The organism is Croceibacterium aestuarii (assembly GCF_030657335.1).
Classification (GTDB): Bacteria; Pseudomonadota; Alphaproteobacteria; order Sphingomonadales; family Sphingomonadaceae; genus Croceibacterium_B; species Croceibacterium_B aestuarii.
In genome coordinates this window covers 2,797,838-2,808,865 of sequence record NZ_CP131039.1, presented here as the reverse complement: position 1 = coordinate 2,808,865, position 11,028 = coordinate 2,797,838, and the positions used below count along the sequence as shown (strand labels likewise).

General features: G+C 63.9%; 16 protein-coding genes. All 16 read right to left on the bottom strand.

The window, feature by feature from the left end; all coding sequences use genetic code 11:
* Positions 1-95: 95 nt before the first annotated feature.
* Positions 96-578 carry a hypothetical protein gene (locus Q7I88_RS13795; protein ID WP_305096485.1) on the bottom strand — a complete coding sequence of 161 codons (483 nt, stop codon included), beginning with the start codon at positions 576-578 and terminating at the stop codon, positions 96-98.
* Between the two features lie 29 nt (positions 579-607).
* The gene (locus Q7I88_RS13790; protein ID WP_305096484.1) at positions 608-1,255 is read right to left on the bottom strand and encodes a hypothetical protein; all 648 of its coding nucleotides are present in this window, start codon (positions 1,253-1,255) and stop codon (positions 608-610) included.
* Positions 1,252-3,924, bottom strand: a complete 2,673-nt coding sequence (locus Q7I88_RS13785; RefSeq protein ID WP_305096483.1) for a phage tail length tape measure family protein — start codon at positions 3,922-3,924, stop codon at positions 1,252-1,254. The genes Q7I88_RS13790 and Q7I88_RS13785 overlap by 4 nt, the downstream gene beginning before the upstream one ends.
* 3 nt (positions 3,925-3,927) lie before the next feature.
* Positions 3,928-4,356, bottom strand: a complete 429-nt coding sequence (locus tag Q7I88_RS13780) for a phage tail assembly chaperone (RefSeq protein ID WP_305096482.1) — start codon at positions 4,354-4,356, stop codon at positions 3,928-3,930.
* Positions 4,293-4,706 carry a phage-derived protein YdaY family protein gene (locus Q7I88_RS13775; RefSeq protein WP_305096481.1) on the bottom strand — a complete coding sequence of 138 codons (414 nt, stop codon included), beginning with the start codon at positions 4,704-4,706 and terminating at the stop codon, positions 4,293-4,295. Before Q7I88_RS13775 ends, Q7I88_RS13780 begins: the two co-directional genes overlap by 64 nt.
* Positions 4,707-4,780: 74 nt before the next feature.
* Positions 4,781-5,506 (bottom strand): hypothetical protein, encoded by a 726-nt coding sequence (locus Q7I88_RS13770; RefSeq protein WP_305096480.1) that lies wholly within the window; start codon positions 5,504-5,506, stop codon positions 4,781-4,783.
* A gap of 117 nt (positions 5,507-5,623) precedes the next feature.
* Complete coding sequence (locus tag Q7I88_RS13765; RefSeq protein WP_305096479.1) at positions 5,624-6,067, bottom strand: phage tail terminator-like protein; 444 nt, start codon at positions 6,065-6,067, stop codon at positions 5,624-5,626.
* Positions 6,068-6,511 carry a hypothetical protein gene (locus tag Q7I88_RS13760; protein WP_305096478.1) on the bottom strand — a complete coding sequence of 148 codons (444 nt, stop codon included), beginning with the start codon at positions 6,509-6,511 and terminating at the stop codon, positions 6,068-6,070.
* The gene (locus tag Q7I88_RS13755; protein WP_305096477.1) at positions 6,511-6,789 is read right to left on the bottom strand and encodes a hypothetical protein; all 279 of its coding nucleotides are present in this window, start codon (positions 6,787-6,789) and stop codon (positions 6,511-6,513) included. The genes Q7I88_RS13760 and Q7I88_RS13755 overlap by 1 nt, the downstream gene beginning before the upstream one ends.
* A gap of 10 nt (positions 6,790-6,799) precedes the next feature.
* Complete coding sequence (locus Q7I88_RS13750; protein WP_305096476.1) at positions 6,800-7,975, bottom strand: putative phage head morphogenesis protein; 1,176 nt, start codon at positions 7,973-7,975, stop codon at positions 6,800-6,802.
* The gene (locus tag Q7I88_RS13745; protein ID WP_305096475.1) at positions 7,972-8,367 is read right to left on the bottom strand and encodes a hypothetical protein; all 396 of its coding nucleotides are present in this window, start codon (positions 8,365-8,367) and stop codon (positions 7,972-7,974) included. Before Q7I88_RS13745 ends, Q7I88_RS13750 begins: the two co-directional genes overlap by 4 nt.
* Entirely contained in the window at positions 8,367-8,627 is a 261-nt protein-coding gene (locus tag Q7I88_RS13740) for a Rossmann-fold NAD(P)-binding domain-containing protein (protein ID WP_305096474.1), read from the bottom strand. The genes Q7I88_RS13745 and Q7I88_RS13740 overlap by 1 nt, the downstream gene beginning before the upstream one ends.
* Positions 8,628-8,638: 11 nt before the next feature.
* Positions 8,639-9,133, bottom strand: coding sequence for a DnaT-like ssDNA-binding protein (locus tag Q7I88_RS13735; RefSeq protein WP_305096473.1), 495 nt, complete (start codon positions 9,131-9,133; stop codon positions 8,639-8,641).
* Between the two features lie 67 nt (positions 9,134-9,200).
* A complete protein-coding gene (locus tag Q7I88_RS13730) occupies positions 9,201-9,485 on the bottom strand; it encodes a hypothetical protein (RefSeq protein WP_305096472.1) in 285 nt (94 codons plus the stop codon).
* A gap of 24 nt (positions 9,486-9,509) precedes the next feature.
* Positions 9,510-10,553, bottom strand: a complete 1,044-nt coding sequence (locus Q7I88_RS13725; protein WP_305096471.1) for a major capsid protein — start codon at positions 10,551-10,553, stop codon at positions 9,510-9,512.
* 15 nt (positions 10,554-10,568) lie between these two features.
* Positions 10,569-11,027: a hypothetical protein gene (locus tag Q7I88_RS13720; RefSeq protein ID WP_305096470.1), complete on the bottom strand. Its 459-nt coding sequence runs from the start codon at positions 11,025-11,027 to the stop codon at positions 10,569-10,571.
* Between the last annotated feature and the right edge of the window lies 1 nt (position 11,028).

Here is an 11,028-nt window from a genome sequence, read left to right as displayed (position 1 = left end):
AACCGTCCGGCGCTATGGCAGCTACCGTAAGGTTACAGGCGCAGGGCTTCGCGCGCAACATTAGTGCGCTGACGGGAACGATTAGTGCGGAAATCCTAGCGGAAGTTCACCGCGGCGTATTCGGCGATGCGCTTGATCGCCTTGTCGATGCCCGTCTTGTTCGAGCCGCCCGCGAAGCCGGCGCGAACTTCGCCCTCTCCGCGAACCGTGCCGAGCACCCTGCCGTCGGGCGCGATGAACTCGGTCTCGAGAACAACCTTGGAGCCGCCCGCCAGACCGGCAGTGAGATAGCGGCCGAGCCGGCTTCCCTCGTTGAAGCCGACGTAGCGATAGCGCACCGTCATGCCGCTGCCCCGATCGAACAGCGGATCGTCGCCGCCGAAGAACGCCTTTTCCAGTTCGCTTTGCGTATAGGCGAGATTCTCGGGGTCGACCGATACGGCCATCTGCGGATCACGCTCGATGCGGACGCTTTCGGTGCGAAAGCCGCTGGCGGCGGGCTGTTCGACGGTCAATGCGCTGTTGGCGCAAGCCGAGAGGGTGAGAGCCGCAGCGGCGGCGAAGATAAGTCGGGTCATGGGCTTAGCATGCCACCGGGCGGGCGTTTCTACAAGACTGCCTCGTGCAAGACGATATTCCCCGGCTTAACGTGGCCCAAGTTGTTGTAAGCCGCGCGGATATCTGCGCCGTTGCTAATTCGGCCCGTGAACCACGGCGTGAACAGGCATTCGTCATTCACTGCGATGTCCCGGCGCAACGGCGGCTTGACGACGATGTTTGCCACGCTTCCGGCATACTCAATTTCGTCCACAAGGTAGCAGTCGAAGGCGTGGCCGATCACATGCCCGGGGCGTAGCAGCCGCCCCAACTCGGATATATCGACAGCGACCGCGGTTTCGCCTTTCAGGGCAGTCGCCGTAAATGTCGAGACGGCCTCAGTTCGCGGGCCAACCGGGTTCACCCAATCCCAATCAAGCTGATTGTTGCGCTTGAGGCTCCACGCGATCTGCGGCGAAGCGGCAAGGCGGACCCGCATAACCTGCCCGTCGATCTTCGACATGAGCCACGAAGCCGCCGGGTCGATCCACTCCGTATCGATAATCGCGGGCATGATTTCGAGCACGCCGAACCCACCCGGCTCGGGCGTAATGAACTGCGCACCGCCCGCAGTCAGGCCCCCGTCATATCCGGCCCCGGGCACATGAAAGAGCTGGCTTTCGACGCGGAACATGGGGAACTGGTAGATTTTCGTCATACCGCCACCGCCCCGTTCGCCTGCCACTCTTCCATGTAGGAATTGAGGTTCTTCTTGACCTGGTCGACCGCCGACTGCCCGGCTTGCAGCGCCATCGCCTGCGCGTCCTGCGTCGTGAACGAACCGGACTGCGTGATGTAGACCGGAGCTGAGATGTTGACGTTCGGCTTGCCGCCGCCATGCACCTGAACGCCGAGCGCACCGTTCGGCCCGCGCTTGAGCGGCATGATGGCCTCGGGGCCGGCCTCGCCCATCTCCCCGACCTTGCCGCCATTGGCGAAGCGGAACAGGGTGGGCGTGCTGACCACGCTGTTCGTGAAGGCGCCGCCATTAGCGAAGCGCTGGGCCGTGCCGAAGGTGCCGCCCTTGGCAAATATCCCGGCATTGGCGTTCATAGTCGCGGCGACGGTTGCATTCGACCGCGCTATGCCGCCAGCGGTCATCCCACCCGGCATCAGGCTGTTCAGGAAGTTGTCGAGCGTCCGGTCGAGGAGCTTGTCGATAATGCGGTTGAGCGCGTTCACCGCCGCATTGCCGAGAGCGGCGAAGGCATTTGCGCCTTCACGGGCACCGTTTATCAGGTCGAGCCAGAATCCCTTTGTCACCTCGCGCGCGTCGGCAATCTTCTGCTGCGTTTGATCGATCGCATAACGCTGGCGCGCATAGGCATCAGCCGTCTTGTCGATCAGCGCGATTTCCGCCGGAGACAGAGTGATACCATCGCGTTGGTACTTGAGCTTCTGTTCGGCCGCGTAGTTGTAGGCGATGAGCGCCTTGCCGGTCAGCCCGAGAGCCCCAGCTTCAAGGTTCATGGCATAGGCCGCGTCTTTGCTCGCCTTGCGGATATCCTCAAGCCGCTGAAGCCGGTTTGCCCGCTCGATATCGTTGGACAGGCCGCCCGTAAGATTGCCCAGGACGACAATCTCGCCTTTCGGAGTGTTCTCGCGCAAGGTGCGCTGTGCTTCCTGCTCACGCCGCGCACGGGCCAGAGCCTCGCCGTAAAGACCGATCAGCTTGATCTGGTCCTCAACTGCGGCTTGCTGGTTTTCGATATCGTGCGTGATGCCCTTGACCGTCTCGCTGATATCCGCATTCACCTTCGCCTTGGCATAGGCGTCGGCTAGCTTGTCGATCTCGGCAGAAAGCGCGGGCGTGACCTTCACGCCGGCAGAGGCGGCCTTGTTGAGCAGCGTGGTCTTTTGTTCCAGCTCGGCCGTCGCGTACGCCGACAACTCCACCGCCTTGGCGCGGTTTTCCTCGGCGGTGATTGCCTCCTTCGCGCCGCGAACAAGGTCTGCAAGGCGCTCCGCATCGGTCTTCCCGTGGCGAGTGCGCGTCTTGTTCAGCTTCATGAACTGGCTGAGGAGACCGCTCTCGCCCGCAATGCCGCGCGACAGTTCGTCGAACTTGGCGATCCTCTCCGTTTCGACGTTGAAGTTCGCAATGGCCGCAGCGGCGTCTAGGAATGCCTCTTTCGACAGCTGGCCCATGTCCTTGAGCCGCTCGAGCTGCTTAAGCGCCGTGTCGGCCTTCATCTCGCCCTTTGTGAAGGCTTCGACGATGCCGCTTTCGGGCGTGTAGAACGACTGGACGCCCAAACCGCCGCCGAACCCGCCGCTCACGCCCCAGCGCCTGCGGGTCATCTCGGCCATCTGGCTGCGGGCATCTTCCTGAGCGATCTGCGCCTTCACCTTGGCGACCATGGCCTGCGCCAGCGCCAGATCGCGCAGAGCGGCGCTCTGTGTCGTGATCTTGCCGGTCGTGATGTCCATGTAGTTGCCGAGGATGGTCTGAGCCTCGCCCACGGCATCGGTGGCCCATTTGACCTGGTCGAACTTCTTGGCAAGCTTCTCGGATTCGTCGGAAGCCGATGTCGCGCTCATTGCCCACTGAATCAAAGCCGCAGCGCCCGCAACAATAGCAATCGTCAAAAGGGAGACAGGCGAGACGACGGACGCAAACGCAGCGCTAAGAGTCTCCATTGCCGTGCCGCCGGTCTGCGCCAAAACGGCGGACAGCTGGGTTCCTTGCTGTAGTGCGATCAGCATGGGATTCATTCCCATTGCCGCAGTAACGCCGATATCCTGGAACTGCGCCGCGATGTTGCCGGTGTTGGCCTTCATGGCGGACGCGCTGTCCGCCGCCCGCCGCCCTAGTCGCTGGACGCTATCCTGTGCCTTTTGAGCTGCGGGCGGGATTGAGGCCAAGTGATCCCGATAGGCCAGCACGTGCGCGTTAGCTTGCCGCATAGCGTTCGATGCTTGCTGCTGAACCGACGCGAGTGCGGTCAGTCGCGCGGCGAGCACGGCTTGCGTTGACGCCAGATCGGAACTGGCACTCGAAGCGCGCTGCTGAGCCGCAGCGCTCTCCAGCGCTGCTTGTGCTGACCGCCGGAGCGCATTGGCCTGATTGTCATTCGATGCTGCCGCGCGGCCAGCGGCTGCGCTATTCACTGACAGCGCCGCATTCGCACGGTTAAGGCCGGTGACGAGTTGGCCGAGTTTGGCGTCCATTGACTGGATCGTCGCCACCAACTTGGCTATCGAGCCTGTGGGGTTACCAGTTGCAGCGCCCGCCTTTGCTGCTGCCGCGGCGAAGCGGTCAAGGTCGTTCGCTGCCTTGACGACCTTGCTGCTATCGATGTTGAGAGCGAGGGCGCCAACGTCCATGGCCTATTTCCCCCTCCGACCGGACGTTGCGCCGCGGAACGCTTCCATGGGCGAGCCCGCGTCTGGCGGCGCTTCCCCGGTCTTGTTCTGCGTCTTCATGTAGAACCCGTCCATCTCACGGATGCAGTGCTCGAAAGCCTCGGCATCTTCGTAGGGCCACCCCGCGACGTGACGCTCGATGGCGCTGGCCGGGATGGGGCCGAGCGCCATGCCGATCTGCCGTTCGGTCGAGAGGCGCCAGAAGTCCTCGAACCAACCGCCATACCCGTCGAGGATCTGCGGCGGTTCGAGGCTTTCAGGGACGAACCCGGCCTCCTTCGCTGCGCGCCACTCGTCGGCGTGATCGAGCGACCAGCGCAGCGCATCGGTCAGTTTCCCGCCGCGGCGTTCGCCTGCTCCGCGATACGCTCGGCAACCTGGTCCCCGGCCCACTCGACGCCGCGACGGAACTTCGCGCCGATGCCGAAGTCGTCCTCGGCGGTGAGGATCGCGAGGGCCTTCTTCGCATCGTACTTGAGCGGCTTGCCGTTGTCGGTGACGCCGTCCCAATCGAGCAGGATATGATCGGCGAGCGGCTTGCCCGTGGCGACGGTGAAGTCCGAGATGCCCTCGTCGGTGTTGAGCTTCTTGCCGCTGCGGCGCGCGAGCCCGGCGGTTGCGACCCGGAAGGGCTTGTAGTTCGTGCTCCGGACCTTGAGGCGGATGCCGTCGAGTTCGGGGATTTCGTCGATCCAGTCGCCTTCCGCGAGATCGACCTTCTTGCTGAGGTTGCCGATATCCATGGCTTCACACTTTCATCGGGCCTGTTCGGGTCTAAGGACGGCAACCGACCCGACAGCCGCCGCCCTTAGCTTGGTCAGACTTCAACGATATTGCTGTCCACGGCTACGGCCCAGGTGCGCAGGATCGGGGTGTTGGAATCGCCGCCCTGCTTCGCGCCCGGCATGGCGAGGCCGAAGAATAGATCGGTCTGGCCGGCAGGCTGCGCCGTGGCGGTGATGGTGGTGGCCGTACCGTCTGCGGTCGTGGCGATAGCCGCGCCGCCGGGAGTTGCTGCCACGCTGAACGTGGTAGGCGTGAGGCCGGATCCGACGACGTAGTAGACCGTGTCGGCGGTGAGCCCAGTGGGCAGGGTGCCGCTGTCGGGCGTGAAGATGACTGGCGAATCGGCTTCGAGGCCGTGACCGTCGGGCCAGGTGACGACGCCGGGCGTCGCGGTGCTGATCGTGACTTCGCCTTCCGATGCGCAGCCCGCGCCCCATTCTACCTTGAAGGCGTAGGGCGAGCAGCTGTCGATCGCGTTCTTGAACTTGAGCTGGCCCGGGTCGTTTGGCAGCGGCGCGAAGGTGTTTTCCATCGAGCCTCCGACGCGCGTGCCCTTGATCTGCCGGGTGCGGTTCGCGTCGATGAAGTTCTGACTGATGATTTCCTGCGTATCGCCGAGCGAGCCGGACTGCGTCCAACCCTTGACCTCGGTCCACTCCGCTTCCTGCGCGGTGAAATCCGCCAGCGCGACGGTATCTTTGGGGGCGACACGAGTTCCGATGTAGAACTTCGACCCTGCTACAGCCTGCAATGCCATGATCCGGCTCTCCTGTTGCCCATAGCCGGGCGTTCCGTTGAGACAGCCGGAACATTACAGGCGATTGCCGTTTCGCGCAACATTCATGCGCAAGTGAGAATTATTCGGTCGTTGAGCTCAAATGCTCAACCAAGGAACGCGCACAACCGCGACCCGATACGCTCCGTCGACATAGGCCGGCAGCGTGCTCGCGTTCTCCGACACCCGCAGCCGCGAAGCCCCGAATGACATGCAGGTATCGGCCGGAAAGTGCGCCGCGATCTGGCCTGCGATTTCCTTGAGCTGAGTATGCGAGACGGCGCGTGCGATGGGCCATTGCACCGTGAGCATCAACGTGCCGCTGCGGATATGATCGACGCCGGACAAGCCCCGGCTCGAGATGCCGACGCGCTGCGGATCGTTGGTCACGTCCGAGAGCAGGACGAACGGCGCAGGGCCGGTTGCATCGCTGGGCGGCGTGACGGTTTCACCCGGATCGAAGCGCGGCATCGCCGGGTCGGTTACGAGCGTGTCGATGCGGGACTTTAGCGCAAGCCAGTCGCTGGTTTCGATGGATGGCATTTACCTGTCCTTCAGCTTCGTCGCTTCCGCCCGCACGATCTGGCCCCACTTCTCCGCCGTCGCCTCGGCAAAGCCGTATCCCGATTGATTGTAGGTCCGCCCGAGCGAATCCGCACCGACGAACCCATAATTCTGTCTGCGCGCATAACGAGCCGTCCAACCGATCCACACGTCATCGCCGGGGTTGAGCTCGGCAAGCACGAGCGACACGTCCTGCCCGGCGGTATGCGTCACGCCCTTGGCATCGACCACCGGCGGGGTGAGTGAGGCGACGACGGAGCGCGCGAGGTTGCCTGTCCGCACCGGCACGCGCCCGCCGTTCGGAATCGTGCTTCCCGCCTCCTTGGCGAGCGACTGGACGCTGTTGCGCAGCAAGGCGGTCAGGAGAGCATCCTTCTGTTCCGCCCATTTGGACGGGTCCGTTCCTGACCACCCTGCCGCCATTACGCAGTGACCATCTCGCGCCGGGCCTCGATCGCGGCGATGATCTCGGCATTTGTGTCGTCGCTGTCGGCCTCAGCCCCTTCCGCTGCCGCTATGGCGAGCAGCTCGGCCTTGGTCTTGCCCGACAGGCTCGGCAGCGTCTCGGGATCGACCAGCGGTTCGCCGGCAGGCGATAGCCCGAATTTCTCGCGCAGCGCTTCGACGGTCAGCCCGGCCGCCTGGGCCATCTTGCCGTGAAGGATCGCGGTGCGGATTTTTTCGCAGTTCTGGCAAGCCATAGTCGTTCTCCTATCCAAACAGCCCGAAGGCCCAATCGATCTCGTTGTCGCCTCTGCACCGGCAGTTGGCGTTGTGCTTCGCCCCGCCTGCCGGGTCGTGCGGGTGAAGCATCAGCGTTCCGTCGGGCAGGATAAAATGCGTGTCCGTGCCGGTAACGGTTTTCTCGTGCATGGCGAGATGCTGTTCGCGTGCGTGGTCAACTCCGCCCGCATGATACCAGGTCTTGACCAGCGCATCGCTCGGCAGCCCGGCTTTCGCGAGCGCCTGGCGCGCCGCCTCGGCGCGGGCCATCTCGACGCCCTGCGCCGTCTCGGTGCGGGCGATATCCTCGGCGCGCCGGGCTAGAAGCCGGTCGGAATATTTCGCGGTCATCTCGTCGATGCGCGACCGGGTCAGCGGGTTCGGCTTGCCCGCAGCCAGATCCCGGATCGCCTTCTTGATCGATCGGTCGAAGCGCCTGTCGCGCAGCGTCATGCCGGTGCCCTCGACCCACTTGCCATCCTTGTCGAAACGGCCGAGCACCTTGATCATCTCGTCGGGATCGCCGCTCAGCAGCCGCTCGCGCATGCTCTGGACATAGCCGACTTGCGGATCGGACAGCCCGACGATGCCGCCCTCGCGCCGCTTGCTGATCGGATTGATGCGGCCTGCGATATCGGTGGCGATGTTCTGCGGGCCGTCACCGCGGGCGAATCCGTCGGCGATGACGCGGCGAGCCGTGGCGACCTGCTCCTCGACATAGCCCTCGACGCGCGCCGCTGCCTCGGTGCGGATTCGAGCCTCCGCAGCGGGGTTGGTCATGTCGAACCTGAACTCGATTTCCCCGCCGCCAGGGGCGGTCAATACGGGCGGCAGCGGTGTGTCGGGCGGCTGCAGCGGCGGCGAGCGCAGCACCGGGTCGGACGTGTCGCGCTTGGGCAGGCTCTTGGCCCGGTCCTTAGTCAGTGCGGCCGATGCCAGTTCGCCGGCCTGCACAAAGCCGGACTGCTTTTCCATGACGTAGCGGTTGAACGCCGCCGGATCGACATCGAGGGCTTGAATCGCCGCGTCGATATCCCGCGCCGCCAATGCCTGTTCCAGAGCCCGCACGTTGATACCGTCCCGAATGAGGCCGATGGCGCGCAGGAACGCGAACGCCAAGGCGGGCTCGAGGCTGGCAATGAGGGCGGCGAGTTCGTCGTTCATCGCCTCACCACGAAGCGAACCGCACACACCGTTCCGGCCGCAGGGATGTTCTGCACCCTGAGAACCGTGACGGGCGCGCCGTCTATCTCGAGAACGTCGCCCGGGTCATAGGAGCCGCCCCACGGCGCGACGATCACCTGAGGGTCCGTGGCGACGATCTGGCCCCCGGTTTCGACGGGTAGGCCGATGAGCTCCTTCGCCACACCGGACGCGGCGCCGTCGAGCGGGGTTACTTGTCGACTAGGCGGCGACGGCGGGTCCCATGAATTCGCGGGCGGCGGACCTTCAACGTAGCGCACAAGCTCTATCGCGCCTTGCCCCAGACCGCCCTCGCTGGTCGGAGCGAGCAGTTCTTGCGCTACGCCCGCCATCTCGGTGTAGAAATCGGCCATCAATCCGCCTTGAGGAAGTAGCGCGGTGGCGGCTCGTTTGCCGGAACAACCCTCCAGCCTTCAACGAGGGCGATGGAGAGATCGGGGTCGAAGCTATAGCGGACGTGGGAAGCGCCTCGCTGACGCATCTCTTCACCCACCTCGGCAAACCACTTGTGACGCTCGGCCTCGTCCATCTTTTCGCCATTCTGCGAAGCAAAATCGGGCTCCACCGGCTTCAGGTGGTCGAGTGCGGCCTTGTCGGCTTCAGTCTTACGCATGTCGGGTCTCCTTAGTTGCCCAGTGTCCACAGGAACGGTCCATCTTTCCCATCGCAGATGAACGCGCTCAGCAGGCCGTCGATCTGGCTGTCGATGAACGACGGGCCGCTGCCTACCTCGGCCTTGCCATCGTCGAAGAATTCGCGCTCGATGCTCTCGACCTTTTGCCGCCTCACGCGCGATCCGGCATTGCCCGCAGATCCGATCAAGACCCCCGGCGTCTGCGCCTCGAGCCACGCGGCGCGATAGGTCGCAGTCACCACGGCGGGCGGAATGACGTCGTCGGCAATCGCAACGGTGCAGTTCATCGTCGCCGCGGTGCGGGGCCATGCCAGCTCCTGCGCTACGCCGTCCGTGCGAGTGCCGGTCCAGTACGCCTCGTAGCCATCGACATAGGCCGTCCCTCGCGCGCGGAGCACGGCGGAGGTGGGCGCACCGTCGGGCAGCGTGTAGCCCTGCTCTGCGAGCCAGGTGGTGAACCCTTCGTCTGTGCCGTAGCTCGCCATGTCGGTCCTTACGAAAAGGGCCGCCGCCCCGGTTAGAGCAGCGGCCCGAGTTGGGGAGAGAGGGTATTCAGGCCTTGGCGGCTTCCTCGCGCGCCAACTCGATCGCCGACTTGATGTCGTTGTTGGTCGCGTCGTCCTCGACCTCGACACCTTCGGCTTTGGCGATCTCGAGCAGCTGCGCCTTGTTCTTGCCGGTGAGGGCAACCGAGCCTTCCTTCGGATCCTCGCCGACAACGATATAGCGGCCAGCCCAGCCCGCCGGAACGTCCTTTACGTCTAGCTCGGTCCCGGTCGGAAATTGACCTTTGGCACCATAGATGCCGGTCGGTTCAGCGGTGAGGCGGATTCGCATCAAAGTCGCTCCTTATGCTGTCGATTAAAGCTCGACCGAGTAGAACACGCCCGACCGGCCATTGACGTCGGCGCGGATTTCAATGCCCATCGCGTTCCAGACCTCGAACTGATAGTTCGCGCGCGGATGCTGGCGAGGCATGGCGACCGTCGAGGTAGCCATCGCAACGAGCGGGCGGATATATTCGGCACTCGGCACGAAGCCGAAGAACTCGTTGTCCGAAAGCTCGAAGCTGACCTCGATCTTGGCGATACGCCGATTGCCGAGGATCTGGTCGCGGAGTGAGCCACCCTTGAACCCACCGGCGAGCGAATAGGGGCGATCCCAGTTCCGCGCAATCTCCGGCGAGATGTAGAGGTTGACCGGCATGGTGACAAAATTGTCGTCCAGCATCGTCCCGAACGCGCCGTTGATGAACGCCTCGATCGCATCCGAGGTCGTCGCCGATGCGGCGAGGTCGATATTGGCGCCACCAGAACCGAGATCGATCGATTTCGAATATTGCGACGTGCGGATACCATAGGCGGTATAACCTTCAACCACGATGCTGGCGTCACCGTCGAGCACGTAGAGCGCATTGTCGCGGCGCAGCTTTGCGGTGATCGCTTCCTGGTCGTCCGCCAGGGCATCGAAGTTTTCGTTCTGCAGAGTGTTCCACTCGCGCCATTCGCGGCCATAGCCCGATGCGAATATCGGGACCGGCGTGCCGCGGAAGGCATAAGTTACCTTGTCGAGCGTGACCGGCACCTGGCCCGACATACTGCGAACGACGCGACCTGCATCACCAGACACGCGGTTCAGGTGCACGAGCTTGCCGATGTTGACCGGCTTCGCGAGCGGCATGAGGTCGGCCATCCAGACCTGGCCTTCGTCCGAGCGCATGACGCGGCGGGTGATGCTGTCGAGATCGAGCCACGCATCGCGCGGAAGGACTGCGGCGGCGTTGCCGATCGCTGCGAGGCCATCCTCGGTCTGGTGAAAATGCTCGCGCACGAGGCTAAGTTCACCCCACCATGCGCCATGCTGGCGGGGGTTGTTAGCAATGAGCTGCTGGTCAAAGTAACGCATTTTCAGAGACCCCCTTTACGCGGCCGAGAGATACGACTGGCTACCTGCCGGCCGGATCATCAGCAGCTGCTCGCTGCCCGAGTTGTTGTTGTAGACCTCGGCCGAATAGGCGACGACGAGGTCGGATGTGCTGGCAATGCCAAGCGTTCCGTTCGCAGCGGGCGTCAGGGCCGTCCCGATCGCGGCGATGTTGACGCCGTTGGCGATGCGCGCGGCATAGAGCTCGTCAGACTGCATCTCGATCGCGACCGCGCGGTCATCGGCCGCCCAGTCGGTATCGACGTCCTTCATGGCGAGATAATTGTCCTGCACAAGCAAGACCTGTCCCACCGTTGATGCGCCGGCGAGCGCAAACTCGCCCGACGACATGACGACGAGCCGGCCAGGCTTGAGCGCGGCAGCTGCGATGGCCTCGCGGACCTGCGGCTTGTTCTTTTCGGTCGGGCCGAGGAAGATTTTGTTGAAGCGCGCCATG